Source organism: Bradyrhizobium sp. CCBAU 11434, from assembly GCF_028128895.1.
Lineage (GTDB): Bacteria > Pseudomonadota > Alphaproteobacteria > Rhizobiales > Xanthobacteraceae > Bradyrhizobium > Bradyrhizobium zhengyangense.
The window spans coordinates 42525-63729 of record NZ_LBJX01000095.1; the positions used below are offsets into that span (position 1 = coordinate 42525).

The following is a 21205-nucleotide window of genomic DNA, read 5'->3' on the forward strand; positions in this document are numbered from 1 at the left end:
GGAGGGAGCACGAGAACGCGTGTCATTTCGCGGGCGAAGTGTCGTCCACCCATAGCTCCTCGGTGTTCTGATGGGTCAGCTCCGTCGGGTTCTGCTGAATGCCGTGGAGCCAGGGCTGCACGGCCATGACCGCCTTGTTGTAGTTGAAGAACCAGACCGGCGCTTCCTCGTAGAGGAACGCATTGGCCTTTTGCAGCAGTTGGTTGCGCTTGGCGGTGTCGTCGGTCTGTCCCGCCTCGTCGAGGATCTTGTCGAAGTCGGGATTCCTGAAATTCATGTAATTGCAGGCCGGCTGCGGCGTCGACGAGTGGAAGCATTTGAGCGCAGCCAGCGGATCCGGTCCGCTCTGCTGGGAATAGATGAAGGCCTGGTAGTCGCCGGTGCGCACCACCTCCGCAAGCACCGCGGTCTCGACCTGCTTGACCTTCACCTTGATGCCGACCTTGTCCAGCATCGGGATGACGGCCGAGACGATCGGCAGGCCCCAGCTTTCATTCTGGCTGGTGGTCCATTCGAATTCGAAGCCCTGGGGATAGCCGGCCTCGGTGAGCAGCTGCTTGGCCTTGGCCGGATCGTAGGGATACGGCTTCATCGTCTTGTCGTAGGCCGGCGAAGTCAGCGGCAGCCAGCTGGTGGCACGATAGGCCTTGTTCTTGACCAGCTTGTTGATGATCAGGTCGCTGTCGATCGCGTAGTTGATCGCCTGCCGGACACGCTTGTCGGAGAACGGCTTGAACGCGGGGTTCATCCCCATGTAGCGCGTGAAGACCTCGGCGACCTCGACGATGGTGCCCTTGAGGTTGGGATCAGCCTGATAGGCGACATACTGCGCCGGCCCGAGCACCGAGGTATCGATTTCCTTGTTGCGGAAGGCGACGTCGCGCGCCGCGGCCTCGCCCATGATCGAGACGACGACCTTGTCGGCGTAGGGCTTGCCGGGCTTGTAGAACTTGTCCCACCGCTCCAGAACGATGCGCGAACCCGGCACGTGCTCGACGAACTTGAACGGTCCAAGACCGATCGGATGCTGGATGAAGCTGTCCTTGGCGCCCTCGTCGGCGGGATAGATCGAGGTCAGCGCGGTGAAGAAATAGAAGCCGGGATCGACCTTCTCGGTCAGCTTCATCTCGAGGGTGAAGTCGTCGATCTTCTTCAGGCCGGAGATCTCCTTGGCCTGCCCCTTCTCGACTGCGGCCGCCCCCTCGATGATGCGGACATAACGCGCGCCGGGATAGGCCTTGGTGCCGTCCATGATGCGGTTGAAGGTCCAGATGATGTCGTCGGCCGTCATCTTGCGACCGTTGTGGAAATAGGCGTCGTCGCGGAGCTTGAAGGTTTGAACGAGACCGCCGCCCGAGACGACGACCTCCTTTGCGAGCTCGGGAACCGGCTTTCCTTCCGCGGAGTCCCAGGTGTAGAGCGAGCGATGCAGCGCCTTGGCGTAGATCTCGTCCTGGGCACGCTGGGTGGTGTGAATGTCGAGGCTGGTGAAGCTCGAACCATAGGGCGCGGTCATGCGGATGGTTCCGCCCTTGCGTGGGGTCTGGGCCTCCGCTGATCCGGCAAGCGCCAGTGCCATCCCCGCGACGATCACGCTCATCCTGAACATCATGTGGTCCCCCATCAACGCAGGTATTTCGATCAGGGATTTGATCATCCGTCGCCCGTGGAATGCAAGCTTCGTTTTGATGGCAGCTGATGCCGGTTCCTGAGGCAGGCATGAAGACCTCGCGGGGTTGCATTCCCACGTGACGCAAGCCCGCCTGATGACGCAGTGCGTCATCGAGCAACCAGGGCGGTGAACATTTTTCGGGATCGCCGCGACCAAGCTGACGATCGTTGTCTAAGCGCCAGGGATTGCGGAAAAAATGAATCGTCGAACGCCAGCTGTCCTGCTCGCCGGCATTCTGGTCGCCGCGATCGCTGCGATGGCGATCCCCGTCACACCGGCCCCTGACAGGGACGGAGCCGCTGACGGCATCGAGGCCGGCTGGTCCCACATCTCGCGGTCAAACGGGGAAGTTGCCGATATCTGGTGGACGATCAGGGGCCGTTGCTCCCCCAATTTTCTCGGCAAGCGTCTGATCTGCAACGCGGTGGACGGCAGTGCGGCGCGCAGCCGGGAGTTTGAGGTCGCGGCCAACGAGACCTGGGGTCTGCTCGTCGAGACGCACGGCGTCTTGCTGCCAGTGCATCTTTATTAGCGTTCTGCGACCGTCTCGCCCCGTCATTGCGACGGCTTTAACCTGACAATTCCGGCTGCCACTCCCGCAATTTCCGCGCAGCTCCGGTGACGTCGGCGATCGTCCGAAATGCCGCCGCCTCCACCATCATCCCGCGGGCCAGCCTGATGGCGCGGGCTTCGCTGATCGCCCGCTTTCTGGGATCCTCGATCAGCTCGAAATCGATGTTGTGGGCAAGGCCGAAGATGCGACGGATGGTTTTGGCCGCGGCAAAACCGACGGTGTCGATGAACAGACGCTGCATGTAGGCCTGCCGCTCGGCCTCGAGGCGCATCGCGCCCTTCTCGCCGGCAAAGAGCGAGACGGGATAGGCATCGCCGCTCGCCTCCGATCGCCAGAGGTCGAGGAATCTTCGCGCAAACTCGCTCCAGACCTGCTCGACCGTCTCCAGCAACCAAGTCTCGAATTCGCGCCGCTCGCCCGCCGCGCGCTCGTGGCCGGCGGACGCGAAATAAGCCATCAGCAGATTGGCCAGCACCGCGCCGACATCGAACCCCATCGGACCGAAGAAGGCGAATTCCGGATCGATCACCCGCGTCTCCGACGCCGTCACCATGATCGAGCCGGTGTGGAGATCGCCATGCAGCAGCGCTTCCGGGCTCGACATGAATTTCAGCTTCAACCTGCTGATCGCGACATGCAGCTCCATGTCCTCGCGCAAGGATGCGGCGAGGCCATCGAGATAAGGCGCGGTCCAGCGGTTCTGCTCGGCGATGCGGTAGGGATCCGTGAAGATCAGATCCTCGGTGATCTTGCAGAGCGCATGGTTGCCGGCAAAGGACGCGATGGCTTCCTTCTTCTCGGCAGCGATGAGCGCGAGATCGGAGGTGAAAAACAGCGTCCTCGCCATGAACGTCGTGATGTCGTCGACGAAGCGCGGATAGCGCGTGCCCGCGATCAGCCCTTTGCGCATGATGATGTGGGGCTCGAGCAGCTCCATCACGGTGAGCGCGAGCGTCTCGTTGTGGTGCAGCAGGGCCGGCACGAGGCCGGGCGCCAGCCGGGCCTGCCGGGACAGCGCGAGATATTCGTAATGGGCCCGCGACAGCGGCAGCGGCCAGCTCTCGCCGACGAGGCGGACGTAAGGCAGCGCCTGCTTCACGGCGATGCCGCCGCTCGCGCCCTTCACGATGAAGACGAGGTTGAGATTGCCGTCGCCGACCTCGGTAATGGACCAGACGGCCGGCTCGCCGCCGAGCAGCTTCTTGATGTCAGGCAGGCCTGCGAGATAGTCCCGCAAGGCCGCTTCCTGCAAGATCCGATAGTCCCCCGTCCGGCTCCCGGTCATGACGATCCTGTCCAATTGCTTGAGCATGATCTTCTCGGAAAACCGCTTCACACTTTTCCGGATCATGCTTGGTAGGCGCCGGATCGTTACTCCCGCTCCAGGAAGCTCGAGCCGATCTCGGCCTTTCTTTTGATGGGATCGTAATCACAATAAACGCTGTCCGCCACCAGCGTGTAGCTGGCGCTAACGGTGTATTTATCCAGCTTGACCGAGTTCAGGCCGATCACCGAGGTGCTTTTGCCGCCATTCCATTTGAACGGCGTCGAGCTCTTGGCCTGCTCGCAGGCCATCACGGCTTCGTTAAAGACATAGCCCTCGACGAACGCCTTGAGCGTTCGCACCTGCACAGCCATCTTCCACTCGAAATAGCCGATTGCCCCGAGACCGGCGACCACAAGCACCAGAAGCGCGACGACGATCCTCTGAAAAGTCATTTGCTCCCCCAAAACCAGACGCAACGGAAAAAACTAAAACGGCATGCCCATCAATCTCGAGAGACGCTCGAGCGAGAGATAGCCGGCGTGATAGGCGGCAACGCCGAGGCCATAGATGATCGCGGAGATGATCGTGGTCCAGATCAGCTTACGCTTCATGCCCGTCAGCACAGGCGCGCCGGGGTCTGTGCCGGGTGCGCCGACGCCGTCCTCGTGCTGGCTGCGAACGCCGAACGGCAGCGTCAAAAACAAGGAGATCCACCAGATGACGAAGTAGATCGCGAGCGCGGTTGAGATCTGGATGGCCATGATCCGGTCTTACGCCTGCTCGATTTCGACCAGCGCGCCGGAAAAATCCTTCGGATGCAGAAACAGCACCGGCTTGCCGTGGGCGCCGATCTTCGGCACGCCGTCGCCGAGCACCCGCGCGCCCTCCTTCACCAGCGTGTCGCGCGAGGCGATGATGTCGACGACCTCGTAGCAAACATGGTGGATGCCGCCATCAGGATTGCGCTCGACGAATTTTGCGATCGGGGAGGCTTCGCCGAGCGGCTCGATGAACTCGATCTTGGTGTTGGGCAGCGTCGCGAACACGGTGATGACGCCATGCTCGGGCAGCGGCACGGCCTCGGAGATCTGGGCGCCGAACGCCGCGCCGTAGATCCTGGCGGCCTTGGCGGCGTCCTTGGTCGCGATCGCGACGTGATTGAGGCGACCCAGCATATCTCTTCTCCCTCAGGGCATGATCCAAAAGACCACGCCCAACCTACACTGTCAGGACGTGGACCAGACAGGGGGGCTTTTTACCCCAATGTTCGTTGATGACGGCCCGGACGGCGCGTCGCACCGATTCCGCCAGCGCATCCGGATCCCGCCGGCGCGCCTTTGGCAGGCCCTCGACCGTGGACATCACGGCATCGAAGACGATGTCGTCGAGCGGCTCGCCGGCCCGGTTCTTGTCGGGGATCCCGACCAGATCGACCTCGGGCTCGTCGGCAAGCTCGCCCTGCGCGGTCATGGCGATGGCGACGAAGGCGCAGCCGGAGAACGCCATGCGGCGGCGCTCGACCACCGCACGGGACTTGGAATCCTCAAGGATGGAGCCGTCCTTGTAGAGCCGGCCCGACGGCACCTCGCCGACCACGCCGGGATCGCCGGGGCCGAGCTTGACCAGGTCGCCGTTACGAATGACGAGGACTCGCGGCACGCCGGCGGCGCGCGCGAGCTTGGCGTGCTCGTTCAAATGCAGCGCTTCGCCGTGGACGGGGATCAGCAGCTGCGGCTTCACCCAGGAGATCATGTCGCGCAGCTCGTCGCGGCGCGGATGGCCCGAGACATGGACCAGATGGTCGCGGTCGGTGAGGACCTCGACGCCCTGCAGCACCAGATTGTTGATGATCGAGCCGACCGCCTTCTCGTTGCCCGGGATGGTGCGCGAGGAGAAGATCACGCTGTCGCCGCGGTTGAGCGTGATCTCAGGGTGGTCGTCATTGGCGATGCGGGCGAGCGCCGCGCGGGGTTCGCCCTGGCTGCCGGTGCACAGCGCCAGCACCTTGTCCTGCGGCAGATGACCGTAGACCTCGGGCGAGCGGAAGTTCTGCACGCCGTCGAGATAGCCGGTCTCGCGCGCCACCTGCACCACGCGCTCCATGGCGCGGCCGACCACGACGACCTCGCGATCGGCGGCCTTCGCGGCATCGGCGACCGCCTTGATACGCGCGACGTTGGAAGCGAAGGTCGTGACCGCGACGCGGCCCTTGGCCGACTTGACGAGATCAATGATCGTACGCGCGACCTCGGCTTCCGACGGTGAACGGCCGTCGCGCACGGCATTGGTGGAATCCCCGATCAAGGCGAGCACGCCCTCCTCGCCGAGCTCACGCAGCCGCTTCTCATCGGTCGGACGTCCGAGCGTCGGGGTCGGGTCGATCTTCCAGTCGCCGGTGTGGAGCACCACTCCGGCATCGGTGTGGATCGCCAGCGCATGCGCTTCCGGAATCGAATGCGCAACCGGAATGAACTCGATGTTGAACGGGCCGACGTCGATGCGGCCACCTGACGGGACCACGGTGACGGGGATGACGGGCGCGTTGCGCTCGGCGGCGCATTTGGCCTCGAACAGCGCCGCGCTGAACTGCGTCGCATAGATCGGACATTTCAGCTTCGGCCAGAGGTCGATGATGGCGCCGAAATGGTCCTCATGGGCGTGCGTCAGCACCAGGCCCATCAGGTTCTTGCGTTCCTTCTCAAGGAAGGAGATGTCCGGCATGATCAGGTCGATGCCGGGCAGATGCTCCTCGTCGCCGAAGGAGACGCCGAGATCGACCGCGAGCCAAGACCGCTGGTGACGGTTGCCGAGGCCGTAGATCGACAGGTTCATGCCGATCTCGCCGACACCGCCGAGCGGCGCAAACACCAGTTCGTCAGGCCTTGCCATCACGCAGCTCCCACCGAACGGGCCGGGCCGAAGAACACTTCGCCCGCCGCCACGGGCACAAGGCGGCCCTCCGCGGTGCGGACGATCAGGCAGCCGGTGTCGTCGATCGTATCGAAGATGCCTTCCAAGACCGTGGTTCCCGTATGGATCGCGATCGGCTCGCCCAGGCGGGCGGCACGCTCCAGCCACAGCTTACGGATCTCGGCAAAGCCTCGGCCATTGTCCCAAATGCCGCGGAATTCGACCCAGGCGTCCGAGAGCGCCGAGAACAGCTCCTCCGCGCTGATCTGGACGCCGAGGGCCGCGAGCGACACCGCCGGCGTCGGCGTGCCCTCGGGGGCCGCCACGATGTTGGTGCCGATGCCGACCACGATGGCCAGGCGATCGCCGACGATTTCGGCCTCCAGGCCAATGCCGACCAGCTTCTTGCCGTTGGCGAGGACGTCGTTCGGCCATTTCAAGGTGTAGCGGGGCCTGCCTTCCCCGAGCCGTAGCGCAGCCTCGAGGCTGACCCTCTCCAAGGCGGCCTCCTCGGCCAGTCCGGCGGCGAAGCCGATCGTGGCCCCGACGGCTGGGGAGACGTCCAGGACTTCGAGGACGCTGGCGGCGAGATTGCCCTTGGGCGCGATCCAGGGGCGCTGGCGACGGCCGCGACCGGCCGTCTGCTCTGATGTGACGAACCAGATCGGGCCGCGCTCGCCGGCGCGGGCCGCTTCGATGGCGTCAGCATTGGTCGAGCCGGTCCGCTCAAGGGCGGCGAGCTTGTAGCCTGCCGCTGACGCGCGAGAACCGAGCGCGAATCCCATCCTAGAACAGCGATTTTGCTGCGGCGGAGGCGACGCTCACCACCGGGCCCGCGAACAGGGCGAACAGGATGTTGAACAGGCCCGCGACCGCCAGCACCGACTTCACCTCGAACCTGACAGGATCGACCTGGCCGGCCGGCTCATCAAAGTACATCGTCTTGACGATGGTGAGATAGTAGTAGGCGCCCACGACGCTGGAGAGCACGCCGATCACGGCGAGCGTGAACAAATTCGCCTTGATGGCGGCGACGAACACGTACCATTTGGCGAAAAAGCCGGCGAGCGGCGGAATGCCTGCGAGCGAGAACAGCAGCATCGCGAACATGAAGGCGAGCAGCGGGTTGGTGCGGGAGAGACCGGCGAAGTCGCTGATCTGCTCAACGGCCTGGCCGTTGCGCTTCATGGCGAGGATGATCGAGAACGAACCGAGCGTCATCGCGACATAGATCACGATGTACATCAGCACGCCCTGCGCGCCCTCGACCGTGCCCGAGGCGAGGCCGACCAGCGCGAAGCCCATATGGCCGATCGAGGAATACGCCATCAGGCGCTTGATGTTGCTCTGGCCGATCGCGGCGAACGAGCCCAGCGCCATTGAGGCGATCGCCACGAACACCAGGATCTGCTGCCACTGCGAGACGATGCCCGGGAATGCGGTCAGCGTGACGCGCGTGAAGACCGCGAGCGCGGCGACCTTCGGCGCCGAGGCGAAGAAGGCGGTGACCGGCGTCGGCGCGCCCTCGTACACGTCAGGCGTCCACATGTGGAACGGCACGGCCGAGACCTTGAAGCAGAGGCCGGCGAGCAGGAACACCAGGCCGAACACCAGGCCGACATTCGCGGCGGTCGCGGCCGTTGCGATGCCGGTGAAGCTGACGGTCCCAGTGAAGCCGTAAACCAGCGAGGAGCCGTACAGCAGCATGCCCGAGGACAGCGCGCCCAGCACGAAATACTTCAAGCCGGCTTCGGTGGACTTGGCGTTGTCGCGGTTCGATGCCGCCACGACATAGAGCGCGAGCGACATTAGTTCGAGGCCGAGATAGAGCGTGATCAGATCGCCGGCCGAGATCAGCACCATCATGCCGAGCGTCGAGAGCAGCACCAGAATGGCGTATTCGAAGATGCGGCGCGACGCGTCGGCCAGGAACTCGGTCGACAGGATCAGCGTCACCGCCGAGCCGATCAGCGCCAGGATCTTCATGAAGCGGGCAAAGTCGTCGACGATGAAGCTGCCGCCGAAGGTGACCTGCTTGCCTGCGGGCAGCATGTATTCGAGCACGCCGACCAGGATCAGCAGCAGCACCGCCAGCGTCGTGACCGTGCTCGTGGTCCCCTGCCCGCGATAAGCGCCGAGCATCAGAAGCGCCATGGCACCGATCGCGAGCACGAGCTCGGGCAGCACCGGCGCCAGTTGATAACCTGCAGTCGTAATGCTCATGGCGATATCCTGACCTGCCCGATCACTGGAGCAGTGCGGCGGCCTTCACGGCCGTCACAGCGGTGTTGTAATTATTGACGAGTTGCTGGACCGAGGCGGCCGACATGTCGAGCACCGGTTTCGGATAGACGCCGAACAGGATCGTCAGCGCGATCATCGGGAACAGAATCACGCATTCCCGCAAGGTGAGATCCTTCATGCTCATCAGCGTCGGCTTGACCAGCGTCCCGAACACGACCTTGCGGTAAAGCCACAGCGCGTAAGCAGCCGACAGGATCACGCCGAAAGTGGCGAAGAACGCGGTCGGGATCGAGACCTTGAAGGTGCCGAGCAATGTCATGAACTCGCCGACGAAGCCTGATGTGCCGGGCAGACCGACATTGGCCATGGTGAAGATCATGAAGGTCAGCGCGTAGAGCGGCATCCGGTTGACGAGGCCGCCATAGGCCGCGATCTCGCGGGTGTGCAGGCGGTCGTAAACGACGCCGACGCAAAGGAACAGCGCGCCGGAGACGATGCCGTGCGAGATCATTTGGAACATGCCGCCGGCCACACCCTGCATGGTGCCGGCGAAGATGCCCATGGTGACGAAGCCCATGTGCGCAACCGACGAGTACGCGATCAGCTTCTTCATATCCTCCTGCATCAAGGCCACCAGCGAGGTGTAGATGATGGCAATCGCGGACATGGTGAAGATCAGCGGCGCGAAGTCGTGCGAGGCCAGCGGGAACATCGGCAGCGAGAAGCGCAAGAAGCCGTAGCCGCCCATCTTCAGCAGGATCGCGGCGAGCACCACGGAGCCCGCGGTCGGCGCCTCGACGTGCGCATCAGGAAGCCAGGTGTGCACCGGCCACATCGGCATCTTCACCGCGAAGGAGGCGAAGAAGGCCAGCCACGCCCAGGTCTGCAACGACCGCGGCACGGCCGTGTGCATCAGGGTCGGGATGTCGGTGGTGCCGCCGTTCCAGTACAGCGCCATGATGGCGAGCAGCATCAAGACCGAGCCGAGCAGCGTGTAGAGGAAAAACTTGAACGACGCGTAGACCCGGCGCGGACCGCCCCAGACGCCGATGATCAGGAACATCGGGATCAGGCCGCCTTCGAAGAACAGGTAGAACAGCACGAGATCGAGCGCCGAGAAGGTGCCGATCATCAGCGTTTCCAGGATCAGAAACGCCATCATATATTCGCGAACGCGGTTGGTGATCGCCTTCCAGCTCGCGATGATGCAGAACGGCATGATCGCGGTGGTCAGGATCACCAGCGGCAATGAGATGCCGTCGACGCCCATGTGGTAGGTGATGCCGGTGGCGAGCCAGGCCGACTTCTCGACGAACTGGAAGTCGGCATTCGAGGGGTCGAAGCGCATCACCAGGATCACCGACACGGCAAAGGTGATGATCGTGGTCCACAGTGCGATCCAGCGCGAATTGCGCCTGCTAGCCTCGTCATCGCCGCGGCTCAGGTAAACGATCAGCGCGCCGACCAGCGGCAGGAACGTCGTGACCGAAAGGATGGGCCAGGTTGTCATTTACTGGCCTCCAAAGCCGAACATGAACCAGGTGATCAGGCCAGCGGCGCCGATCAGCATGGCGAATGCGTAGTGATAGAGATAGCCGGTCTGGATCTTCACGACGTTGCGGGTGACATCCAGCACACGGGCCGAGACGCCGTCGGGGCCGAAGCCGTCGATGATGAACCCGTCGCCCTTCTTCCAGAGCTGGTAGCCGATCCACTTCGCCGGACGGACGAAGATGAGGTCGTAGAGCTCATCGAAGTACCATTTGTTGAGCAGGAACTTGTAGAGCATCGGCTGCGTGTTCGCGAGCTCGACCGGCAGGTAGGGCTTGCGGATGTAGAACGTATAGGACACCAGGAAGCCGCCCACCATCATCACGAAGGGCAGCCAGCCCAAGAGATGCGGCATGTGCTCCATATCCTCGAGGATATGCGGGTTCATCTTCACGGACTCGCGGAAGAATTCCTCCACGCCGTGCGGTCCGGTGAACAGTTCCTTGAACGGGAAGCCGGCAAGGACCGAACCGACCGCCAGCACGCCGATCGGGATCAGCATCCAGATCGGGCTCTCATGTGCGGCTTCGTAATGCTCCTGGTCGTGGGGTTCGCCGAAGAAGGTCTTGAACACCAGACGCCAGGAATAGAACGAGGTCAGGCCGGCGGCCACGATCGTCAGCAGGTAGGCGTAGGTCGAGAACGGGTTATGCGAGGCATAGGCCGCCTCGATGATCGCGTCCTTGGAGAAGTAGCCGGCGAACAGCGGGAAGCCGGTCAGCGCCAGCGTGCCGACGGTCATCACCGCGAACGTGTACGGGATCTTCTTCCAGAGACCGCCCATGTTGCGGATGTCCTGCTCGTGGTGCATCGCGTAGATCACCGAGCCGGAGCCTAGGAACAGCAGCGCCTTGAAGAAGGCGTGCGTGAACAAATGGAACATGCCGACCGAATAGGCCCCTGCCCCCATCGCCACGAACATGTAGCCGAGCTGCGAACAGGTCGAGTAGGCGACGATGCGCTTGATGTCGTTCTGGACGAGACCGATGGTCGCCGCGAAGAACGCGGTGGTGGCGCCGAAGAACATCACGACGGCCTGGGCATTCGGAGCGAGCTCGAACAGCGGCGACAGGCGCGCCACCATGAACACGCCGGCGGTGACCATGGTCGCGGCATGGATCAGCGCCGACACCGGGGTCGGGCCTTCCATCGCGTCCGGCAGCCAGGTGTGCAGCAGGAACTGCGCCGACTTGCCCATCGCGCCCATGAACAACAGGAGGCACGTGAGGGTCAGCGCATCGGCATGCCAGCCGAGGAAGTTGATGGTCTTGCCGGTCAGGCCGGGCGCGGCGTGGAAGATGGTCTCGAAATCGGTCGAGTTCGTCAGCATGAAGATCGCGAAGATGCCGAGCGCGAAGCCGAAATCGCCGACGCGGTTGACCACGAAGGCCTTGATGGCGGCGGCGTTCGCCGACGGCTTCTGGTACCAGAAGCCGATCAGGAGATAGCTCGCCAGGCCCACGCCTTCCCAGCCGAAGAACAGCTGCACCAAATTGTCAGCCGTCACCAGCATCAGCATGGCGAAGGTGAACAGGCTGAGATATCCGAAGAAGCGCGGTCGGTTCGGATCCTCGTCCATGTAGCCGATGGAATAGAGGTGCACGAGCGACGACACGGTCGTCACCACCACCAGCATCACGGCGGTGAGCGTGTCGACGCGCAAGCTCCACCAGACCTCGAGGTCGCCAGAGAAGATCCAGGGCAGCAGCTGATACCTGACGTCGTGGCCGTTGAAGCCGACATCCACCAGCGTCATCCAGGACAGCGCCGCCGAGACAAACAGCAGCGCCGTGGTGATCAGCTCGGCACCGCGCGAGCCGGCGGCTGCCGGTTCAACCGGACCGTGGCCGTGGTCGTCATGGGCGTGGTCGTCGTGACCATGGTCGTCATGAGCGACTGAGGCATGCGCATCGCCATGGCCGTGATCGCCGTGATGCTCGACCTCGTCGCCCGAGGGGTTGCGGCCATGCGCGCCAACGAGCGCGATCAGGCCGGCCAGAATGGCGCCCAGCAGCGGCAGAAAGACAATTGCCTGGACCATTTGAGAGCTCAGCCCTTCATCAGATTGACGTCCTCAACCGCGATCGAGCCGCGGTTGCGGAAATAGACCACCAGGATGGCAAGACCGATCGCGGCTTCGGCGGCCGCAACGGTCAAGACCAGCAGCGCGAAGACCTGACCGACGATGTCGCCGAGGAAGGTCGAGAATGCCACCAGGTTGATGTTGACCGAGAGCAGGATCAGCTCGATCGACATCAGGATGACGATGATGTTCTTGCGGTTCAGGAAGATACCGAGGATGCCGAGCGTGAACAGGATCGCGCCGACCGCCAGATAATGTCCGAGCCCGATCGTCATTTCACCCACTCCGCAGCATCCGCGTCCGAGAGCCCCTGCCCCGGCGCCACCTTGCGCATCGCCATCGCCATGTCGGGCGTGCGTGCGTTCTGAACGTTGATGTCCTGCCGCTTCACGCTCGCCTTGTGGCGCAGCGTCAGCACGATGGCGCCGATCATGGCGACCAGCAGCACCATGCCCGCGAGCTGGAAGTAGTGGATGTACTTCGTATAGAGCACCAGGCCGAGCGCCTCGGTGTTCGAGACGTTGCTCGGGATCGGCGCCGTGATGGTCTTGCTCACGGTCGGGTTGATGACCCAGGCGCCGACGGTCAGGAGCAGCTCGAACAGGAAGATGCCGCCGATCACGACGCCGACCGGCAGGTATTGGATGAAGCCTTCGCGCAGCTCGAGGAAGTCGACATCGAGCATCATGATCACGAACAGGAACAGCACCGCGACCGCGCCGACATAGACGACGATCAGCATCATGCCGAGAAATTCGGCGCCCATCAGCACGAACAGGCCCGAGGCGTTGACGAAGGCCAGGATCAGGTACAGCACGGAGTGCACGGGATTGCGCGAGACAATCACCATCACGGCCGAGGCGACGCAGACGGCGGCGAAGAGATAGAAGAAGAGCGCGGGAAGGATCATGCTCTCATCTCACCGGTACGGCGCGTCGAGCTCGATCGCTTTCGCGATCTCGCGTTCCCAACGGTCGCCGTTGGCGAGCAGCTTGGCCTTGTCATAGAACAGTTCCTCGCGGGTCTCGGTCGCGAACTCGAAGTTCGGACCTTCGACGATGGCGTCGACCGGACAGGCCTCCTGGCAGAGGCCGCAATAGATGCACTTCACCATGTCGATGTCGTACCGCACGGTGCGGCGGGTGCCGTCGTTGCGGCGCGGACCGGCCTCGATGGTGATGGCCTGCGCCGGGCAGACCGCTTCGCAGAGCTTGCAGGCGATGCAACGCTCTTCGCCGTTCGGATAGCGGCGCAGCGCGTGCTCACCACGGAAACGCGGCGAGATCGGGCCCTTCTCGAACGGGTAGTTCAGCGTCGGCTTCGGCTGGAAGAAATAGCGCATGGCGAGGAAAAACGCCGAGACGAATTCCGACAGCAGAAGCGAGCGTGCAGTGGCGTTGATGTTGATACCCATGACGGCCCTCACTTCGGCGCGATGCCGGCGAACTGCAGCACGCCGGCCACCACGACCACCATCGCCAGCGACAGCGGCAGGAACACCTTCCAGCCGAGACGCATCAGTTGGTCATAGCGGTAGCGCGGCACGATCGCCTTTGCCATCGCGAACAGGAAGAACATGAAGAACAGCTTCAGCGAGAACCAGATGATCCCCGGCACCCAATTGAAGGGCGGCAGGTCCACCGGCGGCAGCCAGCCTCCGAGGAACAGGATCGTGGCCATCGCGCACATCGTGACGATCGCGACGTACTCACCGAGCATGAACAGCAAATACGGCGTCGAGCCGTATTCGACCATGAAGCCGGCGACGAGCTCGGATTCAGCTTCGACAAGGTCGAAGGGCGGACGGTTGGTTTCCGCCAGCGCCGAGACGTAGAACACCACGAACATCGGGAACAGCGGCCAGACGTACCAGTTCAGGATCGTCAGCTGCGGCAGCCCGATCAGGCTGGCAAGACCGCGGACATGCTGGGCCTCGACCACGGCCGAGAGGTTCAGCGTGCCGGCGCAGAGCAGCACCGTGATGATGACGAAGCCGATCGAGACCTCGTAGGACACCATCTGCGCCGCCGAGCGCAGCGCGGCCAGGAACGGGTATTTCGAGTTCGACGACCAGCCGGCCATGATGATGCCGTAGATCGACAGCGACGAGATCGCGAAGATGAAGAGGATGCCGACATTGATGTCGGAGATCACCCAGCCGAGATTGGTCGGGATCACCGCCCAGGCCGCCAGCGCGAGCACGCAGGAGACCAAGGGAGCAAGGAGAAACACGCCCTTGTTGGCGCCGGCCGGAATGATCGGCTCCTTCAGCACGAATTTGAGCAGGTCGGCGAAGGACTGGAACAGGCCCCAGGGCCCGACCACGTTCGGGCCGCGGCGGATCTGCACCGCCGCCCAGATCTTGCGGTCGGCGAGCAGGATGTAGGCGATCGCGACCAGGAGGACGACGAGCACCAGCACGCTCTCCGCGATCATGATGATCAGCGGCCAGAGGAAGCCGGTCCAGAATGCGCTTTCGAAGAATTCCATTCTAGCTCACTCCGCTGCGGTCAGCATCTGCCCGGAGGCAAGCCGCGAGCATTCCGCCATCACGGCGGACGCACGCGCGATTGGGTTGGTCAAATAGAAGTCCTCGATGACGGCCTTGAACGGCGCCTTCTCGGACGAGCCGCCCTTCCCCGCCAGCTTCTTGATCTGGTCGGCGGAGCCGGCCTCGATCTGGTCGAGACGGATCAGATGCGGCACGGCCTTGAACATCGCCTGGCGCAGCGCGGCAAGCGAGTCGTAGCCGAGCTTCTTGCCAAGCGCTTCCGAGAGCGCGCGGATGATCGCCCAGTCCTCCCGGGCTTCGCCCGGCGGGAACGCGGCACGGCCGGTCATCTGCACGCGGCCTTCGGTGTTGACGTAGATCGCTGATTTCTCGGTATAGGCGGCCGCCGGCAGGATCACGTCGGCGCGGTGCGCGCCGCGGTCGCCATGGGTGCCGATGTAGACAACGAAAGTGCCATCAGGCGCCTTGATCTCGTCCGCGCCGAGCAGGAACAGCAGATCCAGCGTGCCGAAAGTCGTCATCTGCGCGGCGTTCAGGCCGCCCTGACCTGCAACAAAGCCGATGTCGAGTGCGCCGACGCGCGAAGCGGTCTCGTGCAGCACGCCAAAGCCGTTCCAGCCGTCCTTCACCGCGCCGACGTCGAGCGCGAGCTTGGCGGCGGCGGCGAGAATGGCAGCGCCGTCGTGGCGCGAGGCTGCGCCTGCGCCGATCAGGATGACGGGATTCTTGGCGTTCTTCAGCACGTCCATGAAGGAGTGCTTGCCGGAGGCGAGCTCGCCGAGCGTCTCGGTGCCTGCGCCGAGATGATCATAGTCGTAAGTGAGATCGGCCTTGGCGCCGATCACACCGACCTTGAAGCCGCCGGCGCGCCAACGCTTGCGGATGCGGGCGTTGAATACGGCCGCCTCTTTCCGCGGATTTGCGCCGATGATGAGAAGCGCATCCGCCTGCTCGACGCCTGCGAGCGTCGGGTTGAAGATGTAGGAGCCGCGGCCGAGCGCGGGATCGAAGGCGTCGCCGCCCTGCACCGCCAGATTGGCCGAGCCGAATTTTGCCAGCAGATCCTTCACCGCGAACATTTCTTCGACGCCGGAGAGATCGCCGGCGATCGCGCCAATGCGCTTGCCGTCGGTTCGCGCCGCCTTGGAGGCGATCGCCGCGAAGGCTTCCGGCCAGCTCGCTGCGCGCAGCTTGCCAGCTTCGCGGATATAGGGCCGGTCGAGGCGCTGGGTGCGCAGGCCGTCGACGATGTGGCGGGTCTTGTCGGAGATCCACTCCTCGTTCACGGCCTCGTTGATGCGCGGCAGCACGCGCATGACTTCACGGCCGCGCGTGTCGACGCGGATCGCAGAGCCGATGCCGTCCATCACGTCGATCGACTGGGTCTTGCCGAGCTCCCAGGGGCGCGCAGCGAATGCATAGGGCTTCGATGTCAGCGCACCGACCGGGCAGATGTCGACGAGATTGCCTTGAAGCTCCGACGTCAGTGCGTGCTGGAGATAGGTCGTGATCTCCATGTCCTCGCCGCGCCCCGTCGCCCCCATCTCAGGGGCGCCGGCGACTTCCGCCGAGAAGCGGACGCAGCGCGTGCACTGGATGCAGCGGTTCATCGAGGTCTTGACCAGCGCACCGAGATACTTGTCCTCGACCGCGCGCTTGTTCTCGGCGAAGCGGCTGGTGTCGACACCATAGCCCATCGCCTGGTCCTGGAGGTCGCACTCGCCGCCCTGATCGCAGATCGGGCAGTCCAGCGGATGGTTGATGAGGAGGAATTCCATCACGCCTTCGCGTGCCTTCTTCACCATCGGCGACCGCGTCGAGATTTCCGGCGGCTCGCCCTTCGGGCCCGGACGGCAATCACGCACGCCCCAGGCACAGGATGCGACCGGCTTGGGGCCGCCCTTCACCTCGACGAGGCACATCCGGCAATTGCCGGCGATCGACAGGCGCTCGTGATAGCAGAAGCGCGGAATCTCTGCGCCGGCCGCCTCGCACGCCTGAAGCAGCGTGTAGTCGGCGGGGACATCGATCTCTTTGCCGTCGATGATGAGCTTGGTCATTCTCTCTACTCCGCCGCGACCATGTTCACGGGATCGCGGACGCCGGCATCGTCGATGTCGGCCTTGTGCGAATACTGGTCGATACGCGCTTCGATCTCATGACGGAAATGCGCGATCAGGCCCTGGATCGGCCACGCCGCCGCGTCGCCGAGCGCGCAGATGGTGTGTCCTTCGACCTGCTTGGTGACTTCCAGCAGCATGTCGATCTCGCGCTTGTGGGCGCGGCCTTCGGCCATGCGGGTGAGCACGCGCCACATCCACCCCGTGCCCTCGCGGCACGGCGTGCACTGGCCGCAGCTTTCATGCTTGTAGAAATAGGAGATGCGGGCGATGGCACGGATCAAATCGGTCGACTTGTCCATCACGATCACGGCCGCGGTGCCGAGGCCCGAGCGTAGCTTGCTCAGGCTGTCGAAATCCATCGGCGTGTCGATGATCTGCTCGGCCGGTACCATGCGCACCGACGAGCCACCGGGGATCACGGCCTTGAGATTGTCCCAGCCGCCACGGATGCCGCCGCAATGCTTGTCGATCAGCTCACGGAACGGAATGCCCATGGCTTCTTCGACGTTGCACGGCCGCTCGACATGGCCGGAGATGCAGAACAGCTTCGTGCCGACATTGTTCGGACGGCCGATGCCGGCGAACCAGGCGGCGCCGCGGCGCAGGATGTCCGGGGCAACCGCGATCGACTCGACGTTGTTCACGGTGGTCGGGCAACCGAATAGGCCGACATTGGCCGGGAACGGCGGCTTCAGGCGCGGCTGGCCCTTCTTGCCTTCGAGGCTTTCGAGCAGCGCGGTCTCTTCGCCGCAGATATAGGCGCCGGCGCCGTGCGCGACGTAGATGTCGAACGGCCAGCCGTTGACGTTGTCCTTGCCGACGAGCTTGGCGTCATAGGCCTGGTCGATCGCGGCCTGTAGGTGCTCGCGCTCGCGGATGAATTCGCCGCGGACATAGATGTAGCAGGTGTGCGCGTTCATCGCGCAGCTGGCGATCAGGCAGCCCTCGATCAGGAGATGCGGATCGTGCCGCATGATCTCGCGATCCTTGCAGGTGCCGGGCTCGGATTCGTCGGCGTTGACGACGAGATAGCTCGGACGGCCGTCGGTGGATTCCTTCGGCATGAAGGACCACTTCAGACCGGTCGGGAAGCCGGCGCCGCCGCGGCCGCGCAGGCCCGACGCCTTCATCTCGTTGATGATCCAGTCGCGGCCCTTGTCGATGATAGTCTTGGTACCATCCCAGGCGCCGCGGCGCCGCGCGCCCTCGAGCCCCCAATCATGGAGGCCGTAGAGGTTCTTGAAGATGCGATCCTTGTCCTCGAGCATATCAGTGCTTTCCGATCAACGGTTGGCCTGCTTGTAGGCAAGCCCGGCGGCGCAGACGGCGAAGGTCAGCGCCCAGAGCAGACTGGATTCCTGCGTCGCGTTCATCACGAAGCGCTGCAGCAGGAACATGAAGGCGGCGGCGAGCGCGGAGTGCATGGCGACGAAGCCCCATTTCTTCACGGCTTCGCTCCCCCGGTTCGCCTTGGACGGAAGACCCATCAGGAGGTCTCCTTCAGCGTGGTCGGCCCGCCCATCGGCGCGGAGAACTGGCGGCCGTTCTGCGGACCGGGCTTGGGCGGATTGCCCGACGCGAAACCGTCGAGCACCTTGCCGAAGCTTTCCGCGGTCAGGTCCTCATAGGTGTCCTTGCCGATCAGCACCATCGGCGCGTTCACGCAGGCGCCCAGGCACTCCACCTCTTCCCAGCTGAAATTGCCGTCCTTGGAGAGGTGGAAGGGATCGTGATGGATCCGGCTCTCGCAGACATGGATCAGATCTTCGGCGCCGCGCAGGCGGCACGGCGTGGTGCCGCAGACCTGGACGTGGGCCTTCTTGCCGACGGGGGCGAGCTGGAACATCGTGTAGAAGGTCGCGACCTCGAGCACGCGGATATAGGGCATGTCGAGCAGGTCGGCGACGGCGCGGATCGCGGCTTCCGAAACCCAGCCGTCATGCTGCTCCTGGACGCGCCAGAGAATGGCGATGACGGCCGAGGCCTGACGTCCGGCTGGATATTTCGCGATCTGCTGCTTGGCGAACGCGAGGTTCTCGTCCGTGAACGTAAAGCTCGCGGGCTGGACTTCCTTCGGTGCTAATCGGCGAACGGACATATCTGATCTCTCACTGCATGCGGCGCGCGGTTTTGGCGTTCAGGGCATTGATCCTGTCCTGCCAGAACGCGCTTGCGGTGCCGAAAACGTTGTAGCCGACGTGGGTCGAGACCTTGATGCGGTCGAGGATCGACAGCTCGGTCACGGTCTCCAGCCGGTTGGTGCGCGGATCGAGCACGATCAGCTTCATCGGGGTCTGTTCGAGGATGTAGCGCGACACCGCATGAGAACGGTCGCTGCCGTGCTCCTCGCAGATGATGACGCTGTCGGTCTGAAGCAGCCGGGCGCCGCCCTTGATCGCCTCGATCTCGACGCCCTCGACGTCGAGCTTGATCAGGTATTTGCCTGATGCCGGGATCTTGCCGTCGTCGATGAGGTCATCGAGTGCGAGGACAGGCACTTCTTCACCGCCGGCCGATGCGGCGCCGGCGATGCTGAAGGCTTCGTGCTTGGTGCCTGACAGACGCGCGGTGCCGCGGGCAGCGCCGATCGCGCACTTCATGGTCTCGAAGCGGTTGCCGTTGATGCGCGAATTATTGGCGAGCTTCGGATAGTTCTGGCCCGACGGCTCGATCGCGATCGCCTTGTGCGAACCGAACGGCTTGCTCGACACCAGCACCGACCAGTAGCCGTAGTTCGCACCGCAATCGAGCAACGTGTAATCGACGTCGATGGAGTCGCTGAACAAGAGCTCCAGCTCGTCCTCATAGCAATAGGACCGGTTGAGCAGCTTGCTCCAGTAACCGTCGCCGTACGGGAATTCGAACACGGCGTCCGGGTTGAGCTTGATCGCGATGTTGCGCTCGGGCAGCGTCTTCCGCAGCAAATTCGCGCAGGCGATGTAGCCCATGTGCGAGAAGTGCGAGGAGATCTTCGAGCCCGTCACCAGCGCCAAGGCAGCCGTCCGCTCCCACAGGTTGGCCCCTTCAAGGGCCCCCGAGGCACGGTCAAACTGGATTGGCGCCTGCGCCATCACCGATCGACCTCTCCGAACACGATGTCGAGCGAGCCGAGAATGGCCGAGACGTCGGCAAGCAGATGGCCGCGGCAGATGTGGTCCATCGCCTGGAGATGGGCAAAGCCCGGCGCGCGGATCTTGCACTTGTAGGGCTTGTTGGTGCCGTCGGAGATCAGATAGACGCCGAACTCGCCCTTGGGCGCCTCGACCGCGGCGTAGACCTCGCCTTCCGGCACGTGAACGCCCTCGGTGTAGAGCTTGAAGTGGTGGATGAGGGCTTCCATCGACCGCTTCATCTCGCCACGACGGGGCGGCGCGACCTTGTTGTCCTCGACGACGACGGGGCCCTTGCCATCAGGCGCGTTCAGCTTCTGGATGCACTGCTTCATGATGCGCACCGACTGGCGCATCTCTTCCATGCGGATCAGGTAGCGGTCGTAGCAGTCGCCGTTCTTGCCGATCGGAATGTCAAAATCCATCTCGGCATAGCATTCATAGGGCTGCGACTTGCGCAGGTCCCAGGCCGCGCCCGAGCCACGCACCATCACGCCGGAGAAACCCCACTCCCAGGCTTCCTTCAGCGGCACCACGCCGATGTCGACGTTGCGTTGCTTGAAGATGCGGTTGGCGGTGAGCAGGCGGTCGAGGTCATCGACCACTTTGAGGAACGGATCACACCAGGCCTCGATGTCGTCGACCAGCTTCTGCGGCAGGTCCTGGTGCACGCCGCCGACACGGAAGAAGGCTGCGTGCATGCGGCTGCCCGAGGCGCGCTCGTAAAACACCATCAGCTTCTCGCGCTCTTCGAAGCCCCACAGCGGCGGGGTCAGCGCGCCGACGTCCATCGCCTGCGTGGTGACGTTGAGCAGATGCGACAGGATGCGACCGATCTCGCAATAGAGCACGCGGATCAACTGGCCGCGACGCGGCACCTCGATGCCGAGCAGCTTCTCGGCGGCGAGGCAGAAGGCGTGCTCCTGGTTCATCGGCGCGACGTAGTCGAGCCGGTCGAAATACGGGATCGCCTGCAGATAGGTCTTCTGCTCGATCAGCTTTTCAGTGCCGCGGTGAAGCAGGCCGATATGCGGATCGACGCGAGCGACGACTTCACCGTCGAGCTCCAGCACCAGACGCAGCACGCCGTGCGCGGCTGGATGCTGCGGCCCGAAGTTGATGGTGAAATTACGAAGCTGTTCAGGTTGCTCGTTCATGA

General features: G+C 63.7%; 21 protein-coding genes. 1 reads left to right on the forward strand and 20 read right to left on the reverse strand.

All coding sequences use genetic code 11. The annotated features are described in order from the left end of the window. Positions 1-22: 22 nt before the first annotated feature. Positions 23-1609 carry an ABC transporter substrate-binding protein gene (locus XI06_RS25795; protein ID WP_237862564.1) on the reverse strand — a complete coding sequence of 529 codons (1587 nt, stop codon included), beginning with the start codon at positions 1607-1609 and terminating at the stop codon, positions 23-25. A gap of 259 nt (positions 1610-1868) precedes the next feature. Here XI06_RS25795 and XI06_RS25800 point away from each other — a divergent pair, with 259 nt between their 5' ends. Further along, complete coding sequence (locus XI06_RS25800; protein WP_271606849.1) at positions 1869-2204, forward strand: hypothetical protein; 336 nt, start codon at positions 1869-1871, stop codon at positions 2202-2204. A 37-nt stretch (positions 2205-2241) separates the two neighbouring features. On the opposite strand, the gene mtnK is transcribed toward XI06_RS25800, so the two are convergent. From mtnK to XI06_RS25895, 19 genes are all read right to left on the reverse strand, one after another. Beyond that, the gene (mtnK, locus tag XI06_RS25805; protein WP_271606927.1) at positions 2242-3531 is read right to left on the reverse strand and encodes an S-methyl-5-thioribose kinase; all 1290 of its coding nucleotides are present in this window, start codon (positions 3529-3531) and stop codon (positions 2242-2244) included. 86 nt (positions 3532-3617) lie between these two features. Beyond that, positions 3618-3965, reverse strand: a complete 348-nt coding sequence (locus tag XI06_RS25810; protein WP_237861914.1) for a hypothetical protein — start codon at positions 3963-3965, stop codon at positions 3618-3620. Between the two features lie 33 nt (positions 3966-3998). Next, on the reverse strand, positions 3999-4274 hold the full coding sequence (locus XI06_RS25815) for a DUF1467 family protein (protein WP_237861912.1): 276 nt from the start codon (positions 4272-4274) through the stop codon (positions 3999-4001). A gap of 9 nt (positions 4275-4283) precedes the next feature. After that, positions 4284-4688: a methylmalonyl-CoA epimerase gene (gene mce / locus XI06_RS25820; protein ID WP_271606850.1), complete on the reverse strand. Its 405-nt coding sequence runs from the start codon at positions 4686-4688 to the stop codon at positions 4284-4286. A gap of 43 nt (positions 4689-4731) precedes the next feature. Further along, complete coding sequence (locus XI06_RS25825; RefSeq protein WP_237861908.1) at positions 4732-6402, reverse strand: ribonuclease J; 1671 nt, start codon at positions 6400-6402, stop codon at positions 4732-4734. After that, positions 6402-7208, reverse strand: coding sequence for a biotin--[acetyl-CoA-carboxylase] ligase (locus XI06_RS25830; protein WP_271606851.1), 807 nt, complete (start codon positions 7206-7208; stop codon positions 6402-6404). The genes XI06_RS25825 and XI06_RS25830 overlap by 1 nt, the downstream gene beginning before the upstream one ends. A gap of 1 nt (position 7209) precedes the next feature. Then, positions 7210-8646: an NADH-quinone oxidoreductase subunit NuoN gene (gene nuoN / locus XI06_RS25835; protein ID WP_237861904.1), complete on the reverse strand. Its 1437-nt coding sequence runs from the start codon at positions 8644-8646 to the stop codon at positions 7210-7212. Between the two features lie 22 nt (positions 8647-8668). Continuing rightward, on the reverse strand, positions 8669-10177 hold the full coding sequence (locus XI06_RS25840) for an NADH-quinone oxidoreductase subunit M (protein WP_237861902.1): 1509 nt from the start codon (positions 10175-10177) through the stop codon (positions 8669-8671). Further along, on the reverse strand, positions 10178-12259 hold the full coding sequence (gene nuoL / locus XI06_RS25845) for an NADH-quinone oxidoreductase subunit L (RefSeq protein ID WP_237861901.1): 2082 nt from the start codon (positions 12257-12259) through the stop codon (positions 10178-10180). It abuts the gene before it with no gap. Positions 12260-12267: 8 nt separating this feature from the next. Then, a complete protein-coding gene (nuoK, locus tag XI06_RS25850) occupies positions 12268-12576 on the reverse strand; it encodes an NADH-quinone oxidoreductase subunit NuoK (protein ID WP_008547737.1) in 309 nt (102 codons plus the stop codon). Further along, complete coding sequence (locus XI06_RS25855) at positions 12573-13211, reverse strand: NADH-quinone oxidoreductase subunit J (protein ID WP_237861899.1); 639 nt, start codon at positions 13209-13211, stop codon at positions 12573-12575. The genes nuoK and XI06_RS25855 overlap by 4 nt, the downstream gene beginning before the upstream one ends. A 9-nt stretch (positions 13212-13220) precedes the next feature. Next, positions 13221-13709: an NADH-quinone oxidoreductase subunit NuoI gene (gene nuoI / locus XI06_RS25860; RefSeq protein WP_026232873.1), complete on the reverse strand. Its 489-nt coding sequence runs from the start codon at positions 13707-13709 to the stop codon at positions 13221-13223. A gap of 14 nt (positions 13710-13723) precedes the next feature. Then, positions 13724-14791 (reverse strand): NADH-quinone oxidoreductase subunit NuoH, encoded by a 1068-nt coding sequence (nuoH, locus tag XI06_RS25865; RefSeq protein WP_128961317.1) that lies wholly within the window; start codon positions 14789-14791, stop codon positions 13724-13726. A 6-nt stretch (positions 14792-14797) separates the two neighbouring features. Next, entirely contained in the window at positions 14798-16873 is a 2076-nt protein-coding gene (gene nuoG / locus XI06_RS25870) for an NADH-quinone oxidoreductase subunit NuoG (protein ID WP_271606852.1), read from the reverse strand. A 5-nt stretch (positions 16874-16878) separates the two neighbouring features. Beyond that, positions 16879-18204, reverse strand: coding sequence for an NADH-quinone oxidoreductase subunit NuoF (gene nuoF / locus XI06_RS25875; protein WP_237861895.1), 1326 nt, complete (start codon positions 18202-18204; stop codon positions 16879-16881). Positions 18205-18219: 15 nt separating this feature from the next. Then, positions 18220-18423 carry a hypothetical protein gene (locus XI06_RS25880; protein ID WP_271606853.1) on the reverse strand — a complete coding sequence of 68 codons (204 nt, stop codon included), beginning with the start codon at positions 18421-18423 and terminating at the stop codon, positions 18220-18222. Then, entirely contained in the window at positions 18423-19034 is a 612-nt protein-coding gene (nuoE, locus tag XI06_RS25885) for an NADH-quinone oxidoreductase subunit NuoE (RefSeq protein WP_237861891.1), read from the reverse strand. The genes XI06_RS25880 and nuoE overlap by 1 nt, the downstream gene beginning before the upstream one ends. A 10-nt stretch (positions 19035-19044) precedes the next feature. After that, complete coding sequence (locus XI06_RS25890; protein ID WP_237868768.1) at positions 19045-20007, reverse strand: FkbM family methyltransferase; 963 nt, start codon at positions 20005-20007, stop codon at positions 19045-19047. Beyond that, entirely contained in the window at positions 20007-21203 is a 1197-nt protein-coding gene (locus XI06_RS25895; protein WP_194475602.1) for an NADH-quinone oxidoreductase subunit D, read from the reverse strand. The genes XI06_RS25890 and XI06_RS25895 overlap by 1 nt, the downstream gene beginning before the upstream one ends. Positions 21204-21205: the final 2 nt, after the last annotated feature.